Raw genomic sequence first — 23,520 nt, 5'->3', positions numbered from 1 at the left:
TCCCTCATTACATTTTTTGATAAAAAAGTCTGGACTTCCGGTACTGTTCATGATAATCGGCCTACCATTACACACCTGAAGCTTTTCTATCTTTCTTGTTTATGGTGAAATTGTATCATTTTGCCATAGAATGTACAATCCATGTTTCGCTATATATACTATTACAAAAAACTATATATCATTGATATTCTTCAACAGATATATTATACTCATTCTATAGGATATCCATAAAAGGAGGATTCTCCAGTGCAGATCAAAAATATGTCTTACATCATAGCGCTAGCAGAAGCCGGCACCCTTTCCGCTGCCGGAAAACAGCTTGGCATCTCTCAGCCAACTCTAAGTGTTTTTCTGTCCAATCTTGAACAGGAACTGGGCATCGACCTTTTCCTTCGCGATAAAAAAAAGCTGATCCCGACTCCGGCAGGGCGGATTTATCTGGAAGCAGCCAGACGCATTCTTGCCACACAGGAGCAGACGCTTCAGTCCATCCGTCAGCTCACGACTGCTCCGCCCATAGAGATTCGTATCGGTGTCACCCCACTGCGAGGTTCTGAGGTGGCCTCCAAGATCTTCGCCCGTTTCTCTGCCAGGTACCCGAATATCCGTCTGCGGCTTCAGGAGGGCTACATGCAGGAACTGCGCAATATGGTACAAAATGGAATGGCTTCCTGCTCTCTCGGCACCTGCTTTGACACGGAATCGGCAGATTTTGACTATATCACTCTCTTTCGGGAAGAGGTCATTGTCGCTGTCCCGGCCTTCCATCCGCTGGCGCACCGCCCCAAAAACACCTCCATGGAATTCCCGCAGGTTTCACCAGAGGAGCTGTCCGACTCTCCCTTTATCCTTATGAGTCCGGGCAGTAGCATCCGGACCATCTCGGACTATATATTCCATCAGGCCGGTTTTTCTCCTACCGTGGTATTTGAAAGCGGTAACAACCTTGTCATACGCAACATGGTCCGAAATGGCTCCGGCATTGGTTTTCAACCACGTTCTACCGCACTCATGGATGATCCGGATATCGCCTACCTCTCCCTTTCCCCGCGTTACTATCTGAATCTGTGCGTAGTGACAAAAAAAGGAACGGTATTATCAGAAAGTGAACGGTATTTTATCTACCTGATGATACAAAATGACTTTCATGTTCCCTACTATACTCCGGATTTTAACGAAGCCGCACGGAATATCTGGGATGAATTTCACACAGAAGGAGGTTCCTTATGACCTTTCAGACACTGGATTATATCATTGCGATTGCCGAAGAGAAATCCATCTCAAAGGCTGCAGACCGTCTGCTCCTCTCTCAGCCTGCGCTGAGCCGACAGTTGAAACGGGTCGAAGAAAGCCTCGACACAAAGCTCTTTGCACGTGAACAAAACGAAATGCACCTGACTGATGCCGGAAAAATATATGTAAACGGTGCTCGCTCCATCCAGAACATTTATGAGCGCGCACTGAATGATATCCGAAAGCTCTCCCAGTCCGGCAGGCATCAGATCACCTTTATCTACAATAATATCCTGCTGCCAGATTTTTCCACAGAGATTCTGCCGGATTTCCGCAAGCTGCACCCGGATATTGTACTCAGCACCATCAACGGAAACGCATCTGCTGCAAAGGATTATCTCTCCAACGGCATGGCCGATCTTGCTGTCGTTGCGACTGGGGAAGGCGGTCACAGTATGCTGGAATTTCTTCCTCTGCGCGAAGAAGAGCTGATGCTTGCCATTCCGGAAAACCATTCGGTTATTCCTGATTTTGAACAACATGGTGCTGATTTATCCATGCTTTCCGGAGAATCCTTTATCCTGAACCAGCACAACAGCTTCTTTCACAGCCTTGAACAAAACATTCTGACCGGGCTTTCTTTTCTGCCGGACATTCTGTGCGAGATCAGTGATATCAACGCATCCGGAAACATGGTTGCAAACGGAAAAGGCATTGCCTTTCTCCCGCGTTCTGCGGGTGGGCAGCTCCATGGCTGCAGGCTCTTTTCTCTCAAGCCACAGGTTACCTTTCAAATTGCCATTGCTTATCCCAAAAGCAATGCTTTAACAAGGCCGGTACGTGATCTGATCCTGCTGCTTTTAAAGCAGGCCGAGAACCGGCAAACAGCATAAACTTGCTTATCTGTATAACGAAAAAGCGGGCCGTGTTTCCTTTCGGAAACACGGCCCGCTTTTTCGTATTTATTGCTTTACACGAACAATTTTCAATCTCAGAAATTACTGCTGAAGGCTATCAGCGATCTCTTTAATGGTGTTGTAGATCTGCTCATCGTTCTTAGCAGAATCCTCTGCGTTTAAGTAGTACGGCATCATATCTACGTTAGCAACACCCTCAGCTGCAGACGGATCTGCAAGAACTTTCTGAACAAGATCCTCATAGTAAGCGATCACATCATCAGAGGTATCTGCCGGGAAGTAGAAGGAGAAGTCGCAGTCCGGATATACCAGATCTACACCCTGCTCTTTCAGAGTCGGGATATCTTTGATGAGATCATATCTTTCCTCGGTCGGAGCGCCAATGCAGTTGAACTGTCCGGACTCAAGGTAATCCTTACAGTTGATGTATGCACCCGGCATTAAGTCTACCTGACCAGACAGCATAGCTGCGATCTTATCGGAGTTAGAACCTACGTCAACCAGATCCAGATCGATATCTGCTGCTTTCTCAAAAGCAAGCAGCTCATAGTAGGTGTAAGCACCAACCTCGGTACAAGCCTTTAACTGTCCCGGTGCTGCCTTAGCTGCCTCGACAAATGCGTTCAGATCTGCATATTTCTCAGCGCTTACATATAACTGCTGTGCCGGATCCTTTGCGAAGGTCGGGCCCAGTTTGAATGCGGTATAGTTGTAATCAGTAACGCCTGCGATGTTAGCAACGTTTACAAGGTTGTGGCCATACAGGAAGGTATGTCCGTCAGCAGCTGCTGCCAGAACCTGGTTTGCTGCTACAGAACCTGCTGCACCGCTTGCATTAACAACGATGAAATCATGACCGGTCAGCTCTTTTGCATACTGAGCAAATACACGAGCAGAAAGGTCAGTGTTTCCGCCTGCACCTGCCGGAACTACGATAGAAACAGTGGTGCTCGGCTCCCATGCAGAACCGCTCTCAGCTGCTGCTTCTGCCTTGGTCTCGCCGTCTGCTGCTGCCTCAGTCTTGTCTGCTGCCGGAGCTGCAGTGGTCTCTGCCGGCTTGCTGCCGCCACATGCTGCGAGGCTTAATACCATGGTGCCTGCCATTGCTGCTGCAAAAAGTTTTTTCTTCATAATAATACGTTCTCCTTCTTTCCGGGTGTTTGCCACCCTGTTTTTCCCTTATATATATCCCCGTCCGCTCCGGACGGGGCATATACCATATTAATATAGAGGTAAAAGATTGTAAAGTTCAGATCTCTTTATGCTGCCTGTTTTTTCGCTTTGTAAGCCTTTAACTCCTTGGTTACGGTCCATACCAAAACACCGATTGCGATAAAGAAGAATACATCGAAGATCGGTCTTGCAAAGAATGCACCAAAGGACTTGTACTGCATGATACCACGTCTTAAGTAGGTCTCCAGCATCTCACCGATCAGGAAGCACAGTACGAACGGAGTCGTCGGCAGGCTGAACTTGTGATAAATATAACCTACCAGACCAAAGATCAGGATGGACTGTACATCGAAGATACGGTTGTTGGTTGCGTATGCACCGACACAGCACAGAACCAGGATCAGCGGAAGCAGGATGTGCTTCGGCACCTTCAGTACCTGTACAAAGCCCTTGATACAGGTCCACTCAACCACCAGCATGATCAGGGTACATACGATACATGCAGCGAAGATTCCGTATACAACATCACCATTCTTAACGAACAGCAGCGGACCAGCAGACAGACCGTGGATCAGGAAACCACCTAACATCATAGCAGTAACGCCATCACCCGGGATACCAAGTACCAGAAGCGGGATCATTGCACCACCGATGGTTGCGTTATTTGCAGACTCGGTTGCTACGATACCTTCCGGATTACCCTTACCAAACTCCTCCGGATGCTTGGACATATTCTTAGCAGTTACGTAAGACAACATACCGGAAGTAGAACCACCGATACCCGGAAGGATACCGATACCGGTACCGATTAAGGAAGAACGAAGGAAGTTCGGCAGCCAGGAAATGAACTCCTGCATGGTAAAGCCAAAGCCCTTTACTTTTTTAATCGGAATGGTATCAAGCTTGCCGCCCTTCATGCTCTCTGCGGTACACAGGATATCTGCGATCGCGAAGATACCGATCAGGGTCGGAAGAGTATCAAATCCTGCCATCAGGCTGGCATTGCCGAAGGTGAAACGCGGAGTACCATCGATCGGAGCCATACCGATTAAGGTGAACATCAGGCCGAACAGACCAGCCAGAAGACCGCGGATCATGTTACCGGAGGAGAGGATTGCTACCATCGTCAGAGCGAAGAAGCAGATACCGAAGTTCTCAGCCGGAGTAAATTTCAGTGCAACATCTGCAAGCAGCGGTGCACAGAAGGTCAGGATGAGGAAAGAGAAAATGGAACCCATTGCGGAGAATACGATACCTACGCCAAGGGCTTTCATAGCCTCACCGTTTTTTGCCATCGGGTGTCCATCGAAGCAGGTTGCGATGGAAGATGCGGTACCAGGCATATTCAGCAGGATTGCGGAGATCAGACCACCGGAAATACCACCAATATAAACTGCTACCAAGGTGTTCATACCCAGGGAAGGGGTCATGCTGAAAGTCAACGGCAGCATCAGTGCTACTGCCATGGAAGCTGACAGTCCCGGGATGGAACCGAAAATAATACCAATTGCTACGCCAGCGATCATCAGAAGGATGGACGCCGGATTTAAAATACTTGCGAATGCACTACCTAAAAGTCCTAATGCCTGCATATTCTTACGTCCTCCTTATAAAGTAATGGTAAAGATACCAGCCGGCAGCACGATCTTGAATCCATAACGGAACAAGAAGAATACCACCATAGTGAAAATGATGTCGATCACTGCCAGAATGATAATGTGCTTTTTGTCACGCTCATCATCCGGAGACAGAACCAGCATCTGCAGAAGTAAAAATACCAGGGTAGAAATGATAAATCCTACCGGCTGCAGCGCAAATACATAGATCAGGACCAGAATGATACTGGAAATCACGCGCTTATAATCGCATTCCGGGATTTCCGCTCCCTCCAGTTCCTTTGCGTGCATCTTGAAGTTTTTAATGTTTAAAAATGTGAGGATTGCTGCCAGGATAAAGGTAACAACACCAATTACCATCGGCATGAAATCCGGTCCGATCTCCATAACCTTGGATTTCGGAAGCATCTGTGCCATTGCGATGAGGCATGCGGATAATACCATGAAAAACACACCTACGACAATGTCCCCATACTTTTTGAAGAACATACCCTTCATCTCCTTTTCTTTTTGTTTATATCCTACCGCCAAACCCTTTCGGGATTGAGCCAACCTCAGAACCGGCACAGCCCGCTGCAGGCCGTGCCGGCAGTTTCAATCCCGATTCGGGATTTTCTTACCGTACCAGTGCCGGTTTCTTGGAATCGAACTTCCAGTTCGGAATTAAATACTGCATAGCCATTGCGTCGTCACGGTCGTGAGTCGGCAGGGAATTGTACAGCTTGTTTGCCTCCATGACGCGGTCCATATTGATGGTAACGCCAAGGCCCGGCTTCTTCGGAACCTGCAGATATCCGTCTACGATCTGCGGAGTATCATTTAAGAGGTTCTGACCATCCTGCCAGATCCAATGGGTATCCAGCGCGGTCGGGTTGCCCGGTGCTGCTGCTGCTACATGAGCAAATGCAGTCAAGGTGATATCAAAGTGGTTGTTGGAGTGGCTGCCCCAGGTCAGGCCCCAGTCATTTAAGATCTGAGCCATGCGGACGCTTCCTCCGAATCCCCAGAAGTGCGGATCTGCAAGCACGATGTCTACGGACTTCAGTGCTGCTGCATGATAGAACTGTCTCCAGTCGGTTGCGATCATGTTGGTTGCTACCGGCAGGTTTACCTTGTTCTTGAACTCAGCCATGATCTCACGGCTGCTGAATCCGGACTCCGGACCACACGGATCCTCGATGTATGTAAGAACGCCTTCCATCGGCTTGCACAGCTCAATGGCCTCTGCCAGGCTCCATGCGCCGTTCGGGTCGATGTTGATACGTCCGTTCGGGAATGCTTTTTTCAGTGCGCGGATTGCTTCCATCTCCTCAGAGCCCTTCAGCACGCCGCCTTTTAATTTGAAGTTGCGGAAACCGTACTTCTCGTGAAGAACCTGAGCCTGCTCCACGATGCGCTCCGGGGTCAGCATTTCCTGACGACGAAGCTTGAACCACGGGTCAGAGCTGTCGCTCTCATCTAAGTAGTTCAGCTCCTTTGCCTTGTTCTTGTCGCTGACATAGAACAGATAACCAAGAGTCTCAACCTGGTCTCTCTGCTTGCCGTCGCCTAACAGCTCGCACATCGGCAGGTCTAAATACTGGCCAAGTAAGTCAAGCAGTGCGCACTCAATCGCCCACTCTGCTTTTACTACGAATTTCAGCTTGCTGATATCCAGGCTCTGGATACCCTCGCCGTCATCCTCTTTTGCTCTCTTGGAAGCTTTGTGGATGCTGTCCAGAATAGAACGGTACTTGCCGACCTGCTGGCCGACTACTAACGGAATGCAGCTCTTTAATGCTTCGCAGGTATAGTCGCCGCCATGGATCTCACCGATACCGGTGTGGCCTGCACTGTCCTTTAAGATAACCAGGTTTCTGGTAAAGTACGGTGCATGGCAGCCGCTTAAGGTCATGAGCATGCTGTCATAGCCTGCTACCGGAATTACCTGCATCTCAGTTACTGTAGGGGTACCCTTGTTCATATTTTCCTCCTCTTGCCGGAGCTTAACATTTTTCTGTCATCCGTTTCTCTGTTTCATGCAAATTTTTAACGCAGGATGTAAAAAAAAGCTCCCATGCAATTTTTCTTTGTTCATTGTTATACTCTAATGATAAAAGTTTCTGAGGAATCTGTCCAATATTTATAAATGATTGCTGTAATCATTTTTTCTAATAGCAGTTCGTGTAAAATCTTATCGGACTCGCAATTGAGATTGTATCTCATTTAGTACGGTAAGTAAAATTAATTATATTTCGAATATTCTTACTTATATTAAGTCGTTGTCCTGTTTTTATTAAGACAGGAAACCTCCTGTTCACGATCGATTTGGCTCTGCAATCAGAGCCTTGCTGAACTTATTATATATAATAAAAGTCTGTTTTTCAATACTTTTTACCTCAAAAAGCCTCGATTTCTCGAGGCTTTTGGGCATTTTTCACATTTTCTTTATTATCGAAATCCGGTCAGATCCGGGTCAGCAGAGCTCCCTGCTCGTCAAATTCCAGTTCCTGCGGCTCATCCAGTGCAGTAACCCCCGGATATCTTCCGTTTTTCACATCCTCATAATATGCCTCCGAAAGCATGATCTCGCCGATGTGAAGCGTATTCTTGATCCGGACGATCCGGGCATGCTCCCGGTCAATCTGATTTGCCGTACGGATGCAGGCCTGGATGGCTTCTTTATCATCATAAACAACCGGCGGCATCATGCCGGAGCGTAAAACTGTGCTGGTAAAGCAATTCGTATAGATTACATCCAGATCGAGTTTATCAAAAATCCGCTTTGTAATTACATCTGCCAGTCCCATTCCATTTGCATTTCCGTGAGAACTGTCCCGCAGGTCCAGAAAGCAGGTCCGTTTCACCTGCAGCCCACCTTTTCCGAATTCTGTGGACCAGGTACCGGAAATGTTCGGGTCCACGCCGGTTCCGCTGAAATTCTTTCCGATCTCATTTACAACCAGGACATCTGCTTCCTTCACGAGGATGCTCGGCATATTGGAAAATGCGATTTTCAGAAGCTCAGGCTCCCGCTCAAAGATTTTTTCTGTCGGGATCGCCTCAATTAGTGCAGTCTCGTCATAGGCATTCTCAACACAGGGAATCGCAAATAAAATATTGGAATTTTCCACTACCACCTTCGCATTTGCCGGAAGATTCCGCGCCATATTTCCGAGTCCGTCACTGTGGACGCTTTCTGCGCCCTTCTGCTTGCCAAGTCCGACTACCATCATCTTGCAGACACCGCTCTCATAAGGACCGCGGAAAGCATTGTGGGGCTTGATCCGACAGGAAACAATGATTCCGTCGGCTTCATGCGCATTTTTATCCTGATAAACCGGTTTTCCATACTCAGAATATCCCAGGAGCACCGTTTCCATGGAGGATCTGATCGGGCATCCCATTGCCTCCTCTGTAATTCCGTAACCGGCAAGAAGCTCTTTCTGGCTCTCTGCCTTTGCTCCTCCATGGCTTCCCATGGCCGGAACGATAAACGGATATGCTCCCTTTTCTTTCACATAATCAACAATCGCGCGGGTAATCACATTTACATTGGCAATACCCCGGCTTCCGGCCGTGATCGCGATATTCATTCCCGGCTGGATCCTGGAGCTGATTTCCGGTCTGGAAAGCTGTTCTCTCACAACTCCGGGAATCTGCTCCGGCTCAATCCGGTCTTTCTTAAAGCTCTGCTCCGCCCGGAACATTTTGGGGATTGGAATATCCTTCAACAGATTTGAGATACTTCCGCCTTTTACTGGTCCCATATGATATTGCCTCCTGTATTCATCGTTATTTCATCTAACCCTCTCTATTTACTATATCAGCGCCCATTCAAAAAGTAAATTTAAACTTTTTTGTCTTTCCTTTAGTTTTTCTAAATGTTATACTAAAATCATCACGAAATCCGGATCAGAGGAGCTCCGTATGAATTTAAAAGAAATCGAATATATCGTTACTCTTGCAGAAGAAGGAAAGCTGGCTCGCGCCGCGCAAAGACTTTTTATCACCCCATCCGCACTGACCCAGCAGGTCAGCAATCTGGAGCACGAGATCGGTCTTCCGCTTTTTGAGCGTTCCCGAAGCGGCTGGTCCCCCACCAGGGCCGGTCAGATATACTTAAGCTCTGCCCGCCAGATCCTGCAGATCCGCCAGGAAACCGACCGCAGGCTTCAGGATCTGTCCGACTCCCAGAAAGGAAATTTAAGTATTGGTGTTACTTCCGAACATGGAACCACAACCTTTACCCATATTTATCCGGCCTTTCACAAACAGTTTCCGGAAGTGACCATCAATATCTACGAGGCCAATGTACGCGCCCAACAGCAGATGATCCGTACCGGCAAGCTGGATCTCGGAATCCTGACACTTTCAGAAGAACAACAGACAGAGGATCTTTATATTCCTCTGGCTCAGGAAGAAATCCTCCTTGCCATTCCCAGCCTGCATCCGGCCTGTGGCAAGGCTGTCCCAACTGAGAAAAGCCCCTATCCGGAGCTGGATCCAAATCTTGTCCGGTATGAACCCTTTGCCATGATGTATAAAGAATCTACCATGTATGAGGTGATCTGCCAGGCATTCCGGATATACGGCTTTTATCCGGAAACCCTGTTTTTCGCACAGCGTTCTGCCACAACACTGGAAATGGTGTCTGCCGGGATCTGCTGCAGCGTCGTTCCAAGCTATTTTGCCGCCAGCAGCCATCCGCATGTTTTTGAACATGTTTCCTACTTTTCCTTTCCCTCACATCCGGTCTGGAATATCTGTGCCAGCCGGAAAAAGGGAAGCTATCTCTCAGCAGCAGCAGACTGTTTCATCCGGCTGTCCCAGGAATACTGGGGAGAGCTTATCCTGTGAAAGCTTTTTACTTTCTTTCTCATTTAGGGTATAATAAGAAGCAGCTCATGAATTGCACAACGTACAAATGGAGGTTTTCTTTTGGATGTCAAATACTTAAACTATATTCTGGCCATTGCCAACCGGCACAATATGACGAAAGCGGCAGAAGACTTGTTTGTCTCTCAGTCCTCTCTGAGCCAGTATCTTTCCAGACTGGAGCAGGAACTCGGCACACCTCTTTTTATCCGGTCCAAAGGTGAGTTGAGCCTGACGTCTGCCGGTGTGCTGTATGTAGAAGCTGCCCAGAAGGTTGTAAAGATCCAGAAGGATCTGTATCAGAACATTGCGGCACTGAGCCAGAAAGGCCGTATCCGTGTCGGAGTCACCTCGAACTGGGGACTTCGCATGCTGACCGAGATCATCCCGTTATTCCGGGAACAGTATCCGGGAATCACCATTGAAATTACAGAAACAAGCCTGCCTGCCTTCAAAAAGGCACTGACTGAAGGTACTCTGGATGTCGGCCTGGCCTCTGACGTAAGCACTATTCCCTACGGAAGCCTTGTGCAGGTACTTCGCGAGGAAGAAGTATTCCTTGCCATATCCATGTTTCACCCGTACGCGCTGACGCATCCATCCGGAACACCGATCACTGCAGAGGAAGTAAAAGCAAACTTTGCAGGCGACAACCTTTTATTATCCAAAAAGGGGGCCTCCCTGCGCATGATCGGCGACCAGTTCTTCGATGCCTGCGGGTTTGAGCCTGTTGCCGTGTGTGAGACCAACAACATTTCCGCCACACGCAGTATGGTAGCCCAGAATGCCGGTGTCGCATTTATATCCGAGTCCTGCTCTGTCAACCGCAACCACATTGCCTACTACCCGCTCTCCCCGGCCATGAAGCGCTTAAATCTGGTAGTACGCCAGAAGGACTGGGTGTTAAACGAGCCGGAACAGGCCTTTATGGATCAAATCTTAAATTATTTCAAACAGAACACCGAACACCCTTATCTGGCAGAGAAATATTCTATTTCTTTCTGACAGCAAAAGGCTCCATGAAAACCGCAGACAGCATTTGCTTTCATGGAGCTTTTTCATGTCATATTCTGATTTTCTCCGTTGCCATCACGACCCTGCACTTCTTCCTGCTGCATGCAATTCCGTATTTCAGGATCTTATGGATCCCATCCTGCAGGAGGGATTCTTCATACTGCTTGTCAATGATCTGCCTCAGTGCCTTCTGGCATTCCTGTTCCTCGCGTCCCGGTTCCGCATACTTTACCTCTATCACTATTCCGAGATCGGCATCATCAATCCGAATGGAAATATCACTGAATCCATCTCCTGACTCCTGATTTGAGCGGACAGACCAGCCGCCTTTGAAGCTCAGAATTCCCAGCAGAATTCCATGATAAAAGTTTTCCTTTGCCGGTTTCCGCACAAAGGTATCACGGACACTGATGGTTTTCTTCAGATACTCTGTCAAGACAGATTCCACGGTTTCCGGATTTCCGCAGAGCAGCGCATTGCAAAATTTATTTACCATTCCGCCATCCTGCTCCACGCTTTCCTGAAACAGCTCCAGCACCTGACGGATCATGATTTCACGGACTTCACGGTTGGGAATAGCCAGATTATAACGGTTTCCATCCGATTTTCCACGCTGTGTCAGGTATCCGGTCATAAACAGAGTGCTCCACAGATTGTCCATAGAAGAATACAGATCCTGATAGGTCAGTTCCTGGTTAATTTCCTTCTGGACCGTATCTCCACTGATCAGACTTTCCAGCTCCAGCTTCGTCAGTTTCTTTTCCGTTCCCATGTCCTCAATAAAATGCCGCAGGATCGTATTTCCACTGGTATTGATCCAGTAATTCTGCGGTGGAAAATCCGGTTCCAGCCGATGATCGCTGCAATAATTGATTACATCCCACGGACAATAGACCTCTGTATTTCCGAACTGATAACCATCATACCATAACTTCACGGTTTCATAATGCTCATCCAGATCATAATAATGAAGCATTGCCGCTACTTCTTTATCCGTAAAACCAAAAAATTCATCAAAGGCCGGATTGGTAAACGGATATACTTTAAAATTGTTCAGACCGGTAAAAATACTTTCCTTCGCAATCCTCAGACACCCGGTCAGAACTGCAAATTTGAGGTTTTCATTGGTTTTCAGTGCATTTCCCATAAGTCCGCGGATCAAAGATACCATCTCATCATAATAACCATTCTGAAAAGCCTTGTCAAGCGGTACATCATATTCGTCTACCAGAAGAATGACCGGAATTCCATAATGCTTCTTTAAAAGTGCGGACAGAAGTTTTAAGCTTGCTGTCAGAAGATCTTCCGACATTGCATACATGTCGTTCCCAGCCTGACCAATTTCAATCAGTTTTTCATAAATCTGCTTTTCTTCCAGCGTCAGCTGCTCACTTTGCTTCAAAAAGGAAAAGCGCATTGCCTCATTTCCAATAATGATCTTAAGCGCAGCCCGGGCTGCCTCAAACGTGCTTCCGTCTACACTCTTTAAGCTGACAGAAATGACCGGATATTTTCCCATGTACTGCTCACACAAATCCGTTTTCCCGGCAATATTCAGTCCTTCAAACAAAATCCGGTCACAGCCAAGCTCAAAAAAGCTCTGCAGCATGCTCATGTTCAGCGACTTGCCAAATCTCCTTGGGCGCGGAAACAGATTCACGGCACTGCCAAGATCCAGAAGCTGGGCGATCAGCCCGGTTTTATCAACATAGTAATAATTCTCCCGCCGGATCTGTTTAAAGCTTTCCAGTCCAACTGGAAGTTTCATCTTTCCTGCCATAGCTGCCTCCAATCCTACTTTTTAGTCTTTATACTCATTATACCATCGGTTCCCAGGTCCCACAAGCACCGAAAGGAGCCGCAAAAGCGGCTCCTTTCGATAAAGCTTTCTCTTCTGTTATTCTGCTTCCACCGTTCTGGTCACAATGACATTACTTCCCAGTCCCAGCACATTTTCAATCACGACCTCGCCCTCATGAACCGGCGCGGTGCGTTTCACTTTCCGGATCTCATTCATAACGTCAAAGATCTTAGCCTTCGGGATCGGCGCACTCAGGCGGACGCTGGCCAGCGGCATCTCACCGCCCTCCACCAGAATGGAGGTTGCTATATTCCGCATCGGGTTTACCAGTTCCTGCTCTACATATTCATGGCCGCGTTTGCACTTGTTGCCGGTGATGGAATACGGCGCTTCGCTGCCCTCCGCGGTAATCTCACAGCCCTGAGGGCACATAATACAGGTAAAGGTTCTTAACATACCACTCTCACCTCCAGGTTATCCTTCTCATTCAGTTCTTCCGGCTTTAAGCCAATCTGGATCATCTCTGCCGGGAGAGCCTTCGGAAACTTCTTCTGTTTTACCAGATGGTCACCCTGCCACAGCTCTACGGTGCAGTTTCTCACCGGTTTTCTCATACGGAAGGACACCGTTACATTTCCGGTACCGCTGAAGCGGGCCGGGGTCAGCTGTCCTACCATACTGTCTCCTGTAATGGCAAGGCCGCAATCCGGAAGCGCTCCCTCTTTGATGTAGCGGGCTGCTCCGTCTGCCAGTTCCTCTGCCTCCATGGAAACAAAGTCTACCAGATCATGTACGTGAAGCACGTTTCCTGCCGCGAATACGCCCGGAACGGTGGTCTGGAAGTTTTCATCTACAGACGCGCCCTTGGTTCCATCATCCTGCTTTGCGCCGGCCATCCAGGTCAGCTCATTTTCCGGGATCAGGCCCACGGAAAGGATCAGGGTGTCACACGGATATTCCTTCTCAGTTCCCGGGATCGGCTGCAGCCTGTCATCCACCTCAGAAATGACGACACTCTCGAGACGGTCCACGCCGCGGATCTCCGTTACGGAATGGCTTAAATGCAGTGGAATCTGATAATCATTTAAGCACTGTTCAATATTTCGCGGCAGTCCGCTGGCGTATGGCTGAATCTCAAACACGCCCAGCACCTTCGCCCCCTCCAGGGTCATACGTCTTGCCATGATCATGCCGATATCACCGGATCCAAGGATCACGACATTCTTTCCCGGCATGCGGTTCTTTAAATTGATATAAGCCTGAGCCACACCGGCAGTGTACACACCGGCCGGACGGGTTCCCGGAGTGCTGATGGCTCCGCGGGTACGCTCCCGGCAGCCCATAGCCAGGATCACTGCCTTTGCCTGGATCTCCAGCAGTCCCTCCGGGGATGCCGCAAACACCTGCTTGTCCGGTGTCAGCTCCAGCACGGTGGTATCGGTCATATACGGAATACCCAGCTTCTTCACCTGCTCTGCGAAGCGGGAGGCATACTCCGGTCCGCTTAAGGTCTCACCGAAACGGGTCAGACCAAAACCATCATGGATGCACTGGCGCAGGATTCCGCCCAGTCCCTTTTCTCTCTCCAGGATCAGAATATCATGAATGCCCTTTTTCCAGAGCTCCAGCGCAGCCGCCAGTCCGGCCGGGCCGCCGCCAATAATTACAACATCTACATTTTTCATTTTATGTCCCTGACCTTTCCTGTGAAAATATAAGAATCCCGTTTGGAGTACCGAACCTCTTCCGGCGCAAGGTGCTTCTCCTGCTCGATCATCTCGGTAATGCGGGTCTCGCAGTAGCCGCCCTGGCAGCGTCCCATGGTGGCACGGGTACGGTTCTTGATGCCGGTCACGGTACAGACGCCCAGCGGATTGCGGATCGCATCCAGGATCTCGGCCTTAGTCACGGTCTCGCAGCGGCATACCACCTCACCGTACAGCGGATTTTCTTTGATGGCCGCCATCTGCTCCTCATGGCTCATCTCATGGAAGCGTTTCTTTACCGGACGCACCGGATCAAAGCCATCATTCTTCTGCGGATGCTCCTCTTTCACTAATAATGCCACAGCACGGCGTGCCAGCGGCAGTGCGCAGGTCACACCCGGAGACTCAATGCCAACCAGGTTTACGGTATGCGGATGTGCACCATCGGACTCTAACAGGAAATCCAGGATTTCTCCGGTTTCCGGATTATAGCGTTTCCAGCGGATGCCTGCAAAGTTCCGGATAAAGTACTCACGCTTCATTTGCTTGAACATCTTGCTGCCGTCGCGGAACAGACCGTCCATATGCTCCTTGGTTACAACATAATCCTCGCGGTCTTCTGTTACATAGGAATCCGGTCCTACCAGCACATTGCCGTCCACTGTCGGAGTTGCATGGGTGGAGAAGCCGCCCTTATCATTCGGAGCCGGGTAAACCGGGATGGAAAGGAACTTTCCGGCCTTTTTATCCAGCACATAGTACTCACCCTTAAAGCCCTTTACCGGGTAGTTCGGGTAGCCGAGCATCTCGGAAATCTCCGATGCATACATACCGGCACAGTTGATGACCCATTTTGTCTCAAAGGTATCCTGCTCCGTCTTTACTACCCAAACATCCTTCGCCTCGTCCCGGGTAATGCCGGTCACCTTCTGGCCAAAATGGAATTTAACACCATTCTGGCAGGCATTCTCTGCAAGACCGATGGTGTACTGCATCGGATCCAGAATGCCGGAGGACGGCACATACATGGCAAACTCACCGCCTGCATTCGGGTCAATGCGGTTGATCTCATCTTTGTCGATCATGCGCATGCCCTGGACACCGTTCTGCTCGCCAATGGCCTTGTATTTTAAAATGTTTTCCCGGTCATGGTCGGTAAAACCAACTACCAGCTTTCCGGTACGCTTAAACGGCACGCCAAGCTCCTTTGCCACCTGGTCAAACTCCTGGTTTCCCTCTACGGCGCACTCTGCCTTTAAGCTTCCCGGCTTATAAGTAAATCCGGCGTGGAGCATGCCGGTATTGCGGCTGCTGTTTCCGCACGCCACATCCAGCTCCTTCTCCAGCACCGCAGTCTTCAACTGGTAACGGGATAATTCCCGCGCCACGGCCGATCCGACAACGCCGGCGCCGATCACGATCACATCATAGGACATCATTTTGATCCATCCTCCTCATTTCTCCTGTGAAACTTGTCTTATTGATAATCACATTGTATAATAGCTCTGTACGTCAGTCAAATTTATATAAATAATATTTATGTTAGTTTTTCTAACATTTATTTCAAAGCACGATTCCGGTATTACATAGCATTCTTATGACAGGAGGGTTTTCGGTTGGATACCAGACAAATGGAATATATCATACAGATCAGTGAAGAACGCAGCATTACTAAAGCTGCAGAGAAACTTTTTATCACCCAGTCCGCCTTAAACCAGCAGCTGCAGAAGCTGGAAAAGGAGCTGGGGCTCCCGCTCTTTGTGCGGACCCGCTCCGACTGGCACCTGACTCCGGCGGGCGAAATTTATATAAATACGGCAAGACAGATCCTGAACCTGAAAAAGGATGCCTACAGCCAGATCCAGGATTTAAAAGAAAGCGGGAACCGGCGTATCAGCCTGGGGCTTATTCCGGAGCGCGGCGTCAATATGTTCACTGCCATCTACCCGGAATTCCACCGGAAGTTCCCGGATATCCGGATTGAGCCGGTGGAGTGCAACGTCCGGACCATGCAGAATCTCATCACACGCAATGAGTTGGATCTTGGTCTTATCACACTGGTGGAATCCCAGAAGGACGACAATACCTATCTTTCCATGGCAGAGGAAGAAATTTTTCTTGCTGTTCCCGCCTCCCATCCGCTGGCCTGTCTGGGAAGTACACAGGCTGAGGATGCGCCCGAGGTCAGTCTGTCCCGTTTTCTGGAGGATCCGTTTATCCTGATCACCCGCCGGTCCACCATGTTCCAGCTGGAGGAGGCTCTCTTTCGCGAAGCGGGGTTCCAGCCCCAGGTCCTCTTTTCCACCAGCAGCAACGTCAGTAAATACCGCATGGTGCTGGCTGAGGTAGGCTGTGCCCTGCTGCCGCGGATTTTTGCAAAGACAGCTCCAGGTGTTGTCTATTTCCGGCTGGAAGGACAGCCGCGCTGGGAAGTGACCATGTGCTGTCGGAAAGGAGCCTATCTGAGTCATGCAGAGCAGTATTTTCTGGAGCTGTGCCGGGAGTACTGGAGAAAATGACACGTTCCCGCCGCTTAGCTGACATATCATTTCTGATACTTTTATTATATACAGCTGCAAAGAAGCCATCTTCCTACAATCGTCGGAAGATGGCTTCTTTATTTATTATGAAATATTCAATTACCGAACCATGCACGGTTTCTTGTTATCGAAGGTCCAGCCCGGGATCAGGTACTGCATACCAACAGCGTCGTTACGAGCGCCCTTGCCGTAGCACTTATCCATGTAAAGCTGATGAGCCTTCATGATCTGGTCGCGATCAACCTCTACACCAAGACCCGGCTTCTTCGGCAGCTCGATGCATCCGCCTACGATCTGCATCGGCTCTTTGGTCAGGCGCTCACGGCCCTCCTGCCAGATCCAGTGGGTATCGATACCGTTCATCTTGCCCGGGATTGCAGCTGCACACTGTACAACCATAGCCAGGGAGATATCGAAGTGGTTATTGGAATGGCAGCCCCACATCAGACCGAAGTCGTTGCACAGCTGGCCTACACGTACAGAACCTTCCATGGTCCAGAAGTGCGGATCTGCTAACGGGATATCTACGCTCTGCAGAGCGATTGCATGGCACATCTGACGCCAGTCAGTGTTGATCATGTTGGTAGCGGTCGGCATCATGGTTGCTTTTCTGAACTCAGCCATAACCTCACGGCCGGAGAAGCCATCCTCTGCGCCACACGGATCCTCACAGTATGCCAGAACCTTCTTTAAGTCCGGAGCAACTTCCAGAGCCTCTTTTAAGCTCCAGCAGCCGTTCGGGTCAAGGTCTACACGTGCGTTCGGGAATGCTTCCTTGATTGCGGTAACAGCCTTTACCTCTTCCTGAGGAGCTAAAACGCCGCCCTTTAACTTGAAGTCTTCAAAGCCGTATTTCTCGTTGGTAGCCTTTGCCAGTGCCACGATTGCTTCCGGAGTCATAGCCTCCTCGTGACGCAGACGGTACCAGTCGCACTCTGCATCCGGCTCTTCCTCGTACTCAAGATCGGTTTTCTTACGGTCTCCAACATAGAAAAGATAGGACAGGAAACGAACCTTATCTCTCTGGATTCCGTCACCCATCAGGGCAGCAGCCGGAACGTTTAAGAACTTGCCAAGCAGGTCAAGAAGCGGAGCCTCTACTGCGGTAACTACATGTACGCCTACACGCAGGTCGAAGGTCTGAAGACCACGCTTGTCATCTTTGATGTTTGCAGACAGCCATGCGCGGATCTTGTTTAAGGTCTGCTTGTAATCACCGATGCTGGAACCGATTACGAGATCTTTAATCTGCTCTAATGCAGCAGTGATCTTCTCACCGCCCGGAACCTCACCGATACCCTCGTTACCGGTGCTGTCGGTCAGGATCACGATGTTACGGGTGAAGTACGGAGCGTGCGCACCACTTAAGTTCAGCTCCATGCAGTCATGTCCTGCAACCGGGAAAACTTCCATCTTAGTAATTGTAGGAATTGCGTTCATTTGAATACCCTCCTTGAATAATATATAAATGATATTTTGAAGTTCTTTGTATCTCTTACTGATGCTATCATAGCACCTTTATGCAAATAAGTAAAATTAATAGTTTTTATATTTCTCTTAATAATTTTTCTTGTTTATTTTCTGTTTAGAAACTGTTATAATCAAATGTGCTTTATTTTATAGAAGAAACACATACAGCCGCATTTGTTCATGGGAGGTTTACATGGATACCAAACAAATCGAATACATATTAAAAATCGCAGAGGAGAACAACATCACCAAGGCTGCGGAAAAACTGTTCATCACCCAGTCTGCCTTAAACCAGCAGCTTTTAAAGCTGGAAAAAGAACTTGGCACACCTCTGTTTCACCGTTCCCGCACCAACTGGCGCCTGACAGAAGCCGGGGAAATTTATATCGAGGGTGCAAAAGCTGCTCTTCAGATTAAAAATACCACATACAACAGAATCTACGATGTTGTCAGCGCCCGCAAAGGCCATCTGACCATCGGCCTGACACCGGGACGGGGACTTCGCATGTTCACGTCCATTTACCCGGAACTGCACCGCAGCTTTCCGAACCTGGATGTGCGCCCTATTGAGATGCGGGTCCGGGCCCAACAGGATGCCATTGCCAAAGGGGATATTGATGTGGGTCTTATGACCCTCACGCAAAAGGATCAGACCAGCGATACCTACTATCCGCTAAAGCAGGAGGAGCTGGTACTGATCATCCCAAGCGGGCATCCGCTGGCAGCAAAAGCTGCACCTTCCGGCGAACCACTGACAACCCTGGACCTGACCGAGCTGCGCTATGAGCCCTTTGTGCTGATGGACAAGACCTCCACACTTCGTTCCTCCTGCGATCTGCTGTTTGAGAAAGCCGGTTTCGCCCCAAATATTCTGTTTGAAACCAACAATACCAGCGGTATTGCCGCCATGGTGCAGTCTACTCTGTGCTGCGGTATCATTCCGCGGTATTATACGCTGGGACTCACCGAAGGCGTTGCCTGCTTTTCCCTGCCGGAACGTCCGTCCTGGGAAATTGTCATTTCCTGCCAGAAAAATGGTTACTTAAACTCCGGTGCACGGGAATTCATTCGGCTCGCACGGGAATACTGGGAAAACTCAGCGCCATTATTTTAAGAACAAATATTAATTATTTTAAGAGTTGGCTAAGTACAGTTAATTTTACTTATGTATCAATTTTCGCTATAATGCCTCTTGTCATAATTTTATCACTTCGTTCACAGCCTTGCAACAGCGGCTTTGCGAATGCATCCCCCCATATTTGATGCATAGTTACTGTACATGGGTAGGCATTTTCTGAACTGAAAATGCCGTATGATACAGCCGTGGAAGCAGATTTTGCCGATTTGGAATGCGAAGCATCGGCAAAATCCGTTGCTGTTTGCGCAATGCGTGAACAGTAACGATGCATACGAAGTGAGCACACTACAGAAAGAGGTATGAAATATGTCACATGAAACCCAGATGCTGCTTGGCCTGTTCTTAGGCATCGCGATCATGATCTTCCTGGTTATGAAGACCAAGACCCACACCTTTATCGCGCTGCTGCTTGCTGCACTGATCACAGGTCTGATCGGCAAAATGTCCCCGTCTGATGCCATTACCGCAATCCAGGATGGCTTCGGAAACACCTTAAAAAGTACCGGTATCATCATCGGTCTCGGCGTTATGATGGGCGGTATCCTCGAAAAGACCGGCGCTGCAGAGCGTATGGCTTACTCCTTCATCAAGAAAATCGGAAGCGGCAAAGAGGAGCTTGCCCTTGGTATCACCGGATGGCTGGTATCCATCCCGGTTTTCGCAGATTCCGCAATCGTAATTTTCGCACCGTTATGTAAGGCAATGTCCCGCGTAACCGGTAAATCCGTTATCGCTCTGGCTCTGGCTCTGGCCTGCGGCCTGCAGTGTACCCACGTAATGGTTCCGCCGACTCCGGGTCCGTTAACCGCTGCCGGAATGATGGGCGTAGATGTTGGCCAGATGATCATCGCAGGTGCCCTGATGTCTGTTCCGATCCTCATCGCAGCTCTGCTGTATGCACACTGGATCGGCAAGAAGATCTACCAGATCCCGCGTGAGGACGGTACCTACGACCGCAAGGAATTCAAGAAAGAATACTTAAAATCCATGGATCAGTTAGATGAGATCATGGGCAGCAAAAAGCTTCCGGGCCTGGGCGAGTCCCTTGCTCCGATCCTGATTCCGCTGGTACTCATTCTGAGCAAAACCGTTTGCGATTTCGTAGGTGTTGACAAAGAAAGCTTCATCTACAGCATCATTACCCTGGTAGGTTCCCCGATCGTAGCCCTGGCTCTTGGTACCACCATTGCTGTTTACGGCATCGGTAAAGATATCCCGAAGGATAAGCTGATGAACATCATGGGCGACAGCATCAAAGATACCGGTATGATCATGCTGATCACCGGTGCAGGCGGCGCTCTCGGAAACATCATCAAAGTCAGCGGTATCGGCGATGTACTCGGTGCTACCGTAGTTTCCTGGCCGATCCCGGCTATTCTGATCCCGGTCCTGATCGGTGCCCTGATGCGTCTGGCTCTTGGTTCCGCAACCGTAGCGATCACCACCTCCGCATCCCTGACTGCTCCGCTCATTGCCACCCTGGGCTTAAATCCGGTTCTGCTGGCACAGGCTTCCTGTATCGGCGCGATCGCATTCAGCTACTTCAACGACAGTGGCTTCTGGGTGTTCAATGGTATGTTCGGCTTAACCGAGATCAAAGACCAGCTCCGTTGTAAGACAGCCGTATCCTTCGTCATGACTGGCGTCGGTATCGTAGAGCTGCTGATCTTAAATATGATCTGGAAATAAAATATTGCTTTATCATGAAACGAAAAAGAACCTTGCCCGATGGAAATATATCTATCAGGCGAGGTTCTTTTTTGCATCTTGTCACTTTCATTCTTTAATAAGCGGCGCGCACCACAAAGTTCTTCCGGTTCTCATCTGCCTTAAAGTACTTCACCCTATAGCGCTCTTTTAAAGAAATGGCAGCTGACCGTCCTTGATCACCATTTTCAGTTCCAGGTCTTCATCCAGCAGTACGATATCTGCTTTTTTCCCTTCCGAAATAGAACCGTAGGTGTCATACACACCCAGGCACCGGGCCGGGTTGGCTGTTGCGCAGGCCACTGCCGTTTCCAGCGGGATCTTCATAACCTTCACTACCGTGCGCATGCAGTCCATCAGATTGGTCACGGAACCGGCCAGTGCACCGCCATCCACCAGGGTTGCCCGGTTTCCGTTCACGCTGACATCCAGGCCGCCCAGCGTGTAAGTACCGTCCGGCATTCCGGTGGCCCGCATACTGTCACTGATGAGGACCATCCGGTCCGCTCCCATCATGGCAAAGGTAGCCCGCACCACCGCCGGATGAATGTGTACATTATCACAGATCAGTTCCACCATTACATGTCTGCTGTCTGCCACCGCACCGATGACTCCCGGTGCCCGATGGGTAAAGGCCGGCATTGCATTGTACAGATGCACTGCATGGTTTGCCCCGGCCGCAAAGGCTGCCATGGCCGTATCATAATCTGCATTGGTGTGCGCCAGGGAAATATCCACAGAATCTTTCATTTCCTGAATAAAGGCAACTGCCTCGCTGCTCTCCTCCGGCGCAATGCCAATGAATTTCACCAGACCTTCAGATGCTTTCAGGAAACGTTTTGCAATTTCCACGTTGCAGGGAACAATGTTTTTCTCATCCTGCGCACCCTTCTTGACCGGGCTGATGAACGGGCCTTCCATATTCAGGCCGAGAAGATCTGCCTCCGGAAATTCCAATTTTCCTTCTGGCATCCCGTCTGCTTTCTGTTCTGCCCTCTGCACACTCTGGCCTGCTGCCGCATTCGCCGCCCTGTGTTCGTCCTGCGCCCGCTTATAAGCCGCCGCATTCCGCAATATCTGCTCCAGCTCCTCCACCGGCAGCGTCATGGTAGCCGGAGCAATGGCTGTGACTCCGACAGATGCCTCATACTGCGCAATCTTTTTCAGCGCCTCCGGCGTTCCATCGCAGACATCTGCCCCCACACATCCATGGAAATGCAGGTCAATAAGACCAGGAATGGCATAAGCGCCTTCCCCATCCACCACGACCTCTTCCGCTTCTTCGTCTTCCGGGAATCCGTTTACTGAAAGCTCCGTTTCCAGAGCTTCTGCGGCAGCCTGTCTCTTCTCCCCGTCTGCACGCACCTTTGTGATCCGGTCTCCCAGAACCACGATTTCGCCAAGTACAAATTTCTGTTCTTCTGTGTAAACCCTTACATTTTTAATGATCATGCGTATGCACCCCCTATGGGCGTAGTATAGTTGACTCTGCGCAGAATTACAATAGTTTTTGCTAAACTGTTTTTTCTATTGTATTTCCGCCAAAAACCGATATACTTAAGGTGGAAGGGGTATTTTATATAAATAAGGGGGTATTACTTACTATGAACATCTGCAAAGCAAAAAACTATCAGGACATGAGCCGCAAAGCGGCCAACATCATCTCCGCACAGGTTATCATGAAACCGCACTGTGTATTAGGCCTGGCCACCGGCTCTTCCCCGATTGGCACCTACAAACAGCTTATCGAGTGGTACAACAAGGGCGATCTGGATTTTGCCCGGGTTATGAGCATCAACCTGGATGAATACAAGGGATTAAGCCCGGAAAACCCGCAAAGCTACCGCTATTTTATGAACACCAACCTGTTCGACCATGTCAACATTGATAAAACCCGCACCTTCGTGCCTAACGGTCTGGAACCGGACCCGGAAAAAGCCTGCGCGGCATATGAGGAAATCATCCGCCAGTCCGGCGGCATAGACTTACAGCTTCTCGGACTTGGCCGCAACGGCCACATCGGCTTCAACGAACCGGCAGACTCCTTCGCCCGCGAAACCCACTGCGTCAACCTGACCGAAAGCACCATTGATGCCAACAAGCGCTTCTTTGAGTCTGAAAACGATGTTCCGAGACAGGCCTACACCATGGGCATCGGAAGCATCATGAAGGCCAGGAAGATTCTGGTGGTAGTCAGCGGCGAAGACAAAGCCGATGCATTAAAAGCCACCATCTGCGGACCTATCACTCCGCAGGTTCCGGCATCCATTCTGCAGCTGCATAATGATGTCACGATCGTGGCCGATGAAGCTGCGATGAGTAAATTATAGCAATATCCCTAACGTAAC

The 23,520-nt window shown here is 49.4% G+C and carries 19 protein-coding genes; 8 read left to right on the top strand and 11 right to left on the bottom strand.

The features are described 5' to 3' along the window. The first annotated feature begins 246 nt into the window (after positions 1-246). Positions 247-1,230 carry a LysR family transcriptional regulator gene (locus DWY84_RS05715; protein ID WP_118531639.1) on the top strand — a complete coding sequence of 328 codons (984 nt, stop codon included), beginning with the start codon at positions 247-249 and terminating at the stop codon, positions 1,228-1,230. Continuing rightward, a complete protein-coding gene (locus DWY84_RS05710; protein ID WP_118531637.1) occupies positions 1,227-2,126 on the top strand; it encodes a LysR family transcriptional regulator in 900 nt (299 codons plus the stop codon). The genes DWY84_RS05715 and DWY84_RS05710 overlap by 4 nt, the downstream gene beginning before the upstream one ends. A 105-nt stretch (positions 2,127-2,231) precedes the next feature. Here the strand turns inward: DWY84_RS05710 and DWY84_RS05705 are convergent, their stop codons facing one another. From DWY84_RS05705 to DWY84_RS05685, 5 genes are all read right to left on the bottom strand, one after another. Next, the gene (locus DWY84_RS05705) at positions 2,232-3,281 is read right to left on the bottom strand and encodes a tripartite tricarboxylate transporter substrate-binding protein (RefSeq protein ID WP_243024772.1); all 1,050 of its coding nucleotides are present in this window, start codon (positions 3,279-3,281) and stop codon (positions 2,232-2,234) included. Between the two features lie 128 nt (positions 3,282-3,409). Further along, entirely contained in the window at positions 3,410-4,915 is a 1,506-nt protein-coding gene (locus DWY84_RS05700; RefSeq protein ID WP_118531636.1) for a tripartite tricarboxylate transporter permease, read from the bottom strand. Positions 4,916-4,930: 15 nt separating this feature from the next. Then, positions 4,931-5,428: a tripartite tricarboxylate transporter TctB family protein gene (locus DWY84_RS05695; protein ID WP_118531634.1), complete on the bottom strand. Its 498-nt coding sequence runs from the start codon at positions 5,426-5,428 to the stop codon at positions 4,931-4,933. Between the two features lie 127 nt (positions 5,429-5,555). Next, a complete protein-coding gene (locus DWY84_RS05690; RefSeq protein ID WP_118531632.1) occupies positions 5,556-6,902 on the bottom strand; it encodes an enolase C-terminal domain-like protein in 1,347 nt (448 codons plus the stop codon). 481 nt (positions 6,903-7,383) lie between these two features. Next, positions 7,384-8,688 (bottom strand): lactate racemase domain-containing protein, encoded by a 1,305-nt coding sequence (locus DWY84_RS05685; protein WP_118531631.1) that lies wholly within the window; start codon positions 8,686-8,688, stop codon positions 7,384-7,386. Between the two features lie 160 nt (positions 8,689-8,848). Between DWY84_RS05685 and DWY84_RS05680 the strand changes: the two genes are divergently transcribed. Beyond that, entirely contained in the window at positions 8,849-9,778 is a 930-nt protein-coding gene (locus DWY84_RS05680) for a LysR family transcriptional regulator (RefSeq protein WP_118531629.1), read from the top strand. Positions 9,779-9,859: 81 nt separating this feature from the next. Beyond that, entirely contained in the window at positions 9,860-10,801 is a 942-nt protein-coding gene (locus DWY84_RS05675; RefSeq protein WP_118531628.1) for a LysR family transcriptional regulator, read from the top strand. 58 nt (positions 10,802-10,859) lie between these two features. Here the strand turns inward: DWY84_RS05675 and DWY84_RS05670 are convergent, their stop codons facing one another. From DWY84_RS05670 to DWY84_RS05655, 4 genes are all read right to left on the bottom strand, one after another. Continuing rightward, on the bottom strand, positions 10,860-12,590 hold the full coding sequence (locus DWY84_RS05670) for an AAA family ATPase (protein ID WP_118531627.1): 1,731 nt from the start codon (positions 12,588-12,590) through the stop codon (positions 10,860-10,862). A 117-nt stretch (positions 12,591-12,707) separates the two neighbouring features. Further along, positions 12,708-13,067 carry a DUF1667 domain-containing protein gene (locus tag DWY84_RS05665; protein ID WP_118531625.1) on the bottom strand — a complete coding sequence of 120 codons (360 nt, stop codon included), beginning with the start codon at positions 13,065-13,067 and terminating at the stop codon, positions 12,708-12,710. After that, the gene (locus tag DWY84_RS05660) at positions 13,061-14,296 is read right to left on the bottom strand and encodes an FAD-dependent oxidoreductase (RefSeq protein ID WP_118531624.1); all 1,236 of its coding nucleotides are present in this window, start codon (positions 14,294-14,296) and stop codon (positions 13,061-13,063) included. Before DWY84_RS05660 ends, DWY84_RS05665 begins: the two co-directional genes overlap by 7 nt. Continuing rightward, positions 14,293-15,756 carry an NAD(P)/FAD-dependent oxidoreductase gene (locus tag DWY84_RS05655; protein ID WP_118531623.1) on the bottom strand — a complete coding sequence of 488 codons (1,464 nt, stop codon included), beginning with the start codon at positions 15,754-15,756 and terminating at the stop codon, positions 14,293-14,295. The genes DWY84_RS05660 and DWY84_RS05655 overlap by 4 nt, the downstream gene beginning before the upstream one ends. Before the next feature lie 177 nt (positions 15,757-15,933). On the opposite strand from DWY84_RS05655, the gene DWY84_RS05650 reads away from it, so the two are divergent. Continuing rightward, positions 15,934-16,836 (top strand): LysR family transcriptional regulator, encoded by a 903-nt coding sequence (locus tag DWY84_RS05650; protein ID WP_147354283.1) that lies wholly within the window; start codon positions 15,934-15,936, stop codon positions 16,834-16,836. A 120-nt stretch (positions 16,837-16,956) separates the two neighbouring features. Here DWY84_RS05650 and DWY84_RS05645 read toward each other — a convergent pair whose 3' ends face one another. Continuing rightward, complete coding sequence (locus tag DWY84_RS05645; protein WP_118531620.1) at positions 16,957-18,297, bottom strand: enolase C-terminal domain-like protein; 1,341 nt, start codon at positions 18,295-18,297, stop codon at positions 16,957-16,959. A 223-nt stretch (positions 18,298-18,520) separates the two neighbouring features. Here DWY84_RS05645 and DWY84_RS05640 point away from each other — a divergent pair, with 223 nt between their 5' ends. Next, positions 18,521-19,441 (top strand): LysR family transcriptional regulator, encoded by a 921-nt coding sequence (locus tag DWY84_RS05640; protein ID WP_118531619.1) that lies wholly within the window; start codon positions 18,521-18,523, stop codon positions 19,439-19,441. Positions 19,442-19,771: 330 nt separating this feature from the next. Then, the gene (locus DWY84_RS05635) at positions 19,772-21,154 is read left to right on the top strand and encodes a gluconate:H+ symporter (protein ID WP_118531618.1); all 1,383 of its coding nucleotides are present in this window, start codon (positions 19,772-19,774) and stop codon (positions 21,152-21,154) included. Between the two features lie 168 nt (positions 21,155-21,322). On the opposite strand, the gene nagA is transcribed toward DWY84_RS05635, so the two are convergent. Beyond that, entirely contained in the window at positions 21,323-22,624 is a 1,302-nt protein-coding gene (gene nagA, locus DWY84_RS05630; RefSeq protein WP_118531617.1) for an N-acetylglucosamine-6-phosphate deacetylase, read from the bottom strand. 152 nt (positions 22,625-22,776) lie between these two features. Here nagA and nagB point away from each other — a divergent pair, with 152 nt between their 5' ends. Further along, positions 22,777-23,502 carry a glucosamine-6-phosphate deaminase gene (gene nagB, locus DWY84_RS05625; protein ID WP_118531616.1) on the top strand — a complete coding sequence of 242 codons (726 nt, stop codon included), beginning with the start codon at positions 22,777-22,779 and terminating at the stop codon, positions 23,500-23,502. The last annotated feature ends 18 nt before the right edge of the window (positions 23,503-23,520 follow it).

Source organism: Clostridium sp. AF27-2AA (assembly GCF_003478505.1).
Lineage (GTDB): Bacteria > Bacillota > Clostridia > Lachnospirales > Lachnospiraceae > Brotaphodocola.
Note: the sequence above shows the minus strand (reverse complement) of the source record. Positions and strands in the feature narration are given on the sequence as shown.

Excerpts from the sequence above, each read along its gene's own strand:
- DWY84_RS05710 (WP_118531637.1), top strand. The coding sequence starts at position 1,227 with ATGACCTTTCAGACACTGGATTATATCATTGCGATTGCCGAAGAGAAA.
- DWY84_RS05705 (WP_243024772.1), bottom strand. The coding sequence starts at position 3,281 with ATGAAGAAAAAACTTTTTGCAGCAGCAATGGCAGGCACCATGGTATTA.
- DWY84_RS05700 (WP_118531636.1), bottom strand. The coding sequence starts at position 4,915 with ATGCAGGCATTAGGACTTTTAGGTAGTGCATTCGCAAGTATTTTAAAT.
- DWY84_RS05695 (WP_118531634.1), bottom strand. The coding sequence starts at position 5,428 with ATGTTCTTCAAAAAGTATGGGGACATTGTCGTAGGTGTGTTTTTCATG.
- DWY84_RS05690 (WP_118531632.1), bottom strand. The coding sequence starts at position 6,902 with ATGAACAAGGGTACCCCTACAGTAACTGAGATGCAGGTAATTCCGGTA.
- DWY84_RS05685 (WP_118531631.1), bottom strand. The coding sequence starts at position 8,688 with ATGGGACCAGTAAAAGGCGGAAGTATCTCAAATCTGTTGAAGGATATT.
- DWY84_RS05680 (WP_118531629.1), top strand. The coding sequence starts at position 8,849 with ATGAATTTAAAAGAAATCGAATATATCGTTACTCTTGCAGAAGAAGGA.
- DWY84_RS05670 (WP_118531627.1), bottom strand. The coding sequence starts at position 12,590 with ATGGCAGGAAAGATGAAACTTCCAGTTGGACTGGAAAGCTTTAAACAG.
- DWY84_RS05665 (WP_118531625.1), bottom strand. The coding sequence starts at position 13,067 with ATGTTAAGAACCTTTACCTGTATTATGTGCCCTCAGGGCTGTGAGATT.
- DWY84_RS05660 (WP_118531624.1), bottom strand. The coding sequence starts at position 14,296 with ATGAAAAATGTAGATGTTGTAATTATTGGCGGCGGCCCGGCCGGACTG.
- DWY84_RS05655 (WP_118531623.1), bottom strand. The coding sequence starts at position 15,756 with ATGATGTCCTATGATGTGATCGTGATCGGCGCCGGCGTTGTCGGATCG.
- DWY84_RS05645 (WP_118531620.1), bottom strand. The coding sequence starts at position 18,297 with ATGAACGCAATTCCTACAATTACTAAGATGGAAGTTTTCCCGGTTGCA.
- DWY84_RS05640 (WP_118531619.1), top strand. The coding sequence starts at position 18,521 with ATGGATACCAAACAAATCGAATACATATTAAAAATCGCAGAGGAGAAC.
- DWY84_RS05635 (WP_118531618.1), top strand. The coding sequence starts at position 19,772 with ATGTCACATGAAACCCAGATGCTGCTTGGCCTGTTCTTAGGCATCGCG.
- nagA (WP_118531617.1), bottom strand. The coding sequence starts at position 22,624 with ATGATCATTAAAAATGTAAGGGTTTACACAGAAGAACAGAAATTTGTA.
- nagB (WP_118531616.1), top strand. The coding sequence starts at position 22,777 with ATGAACATCTGCAAAGCAAAAAACTATCAGGACATGAGCCGCAAAGCG.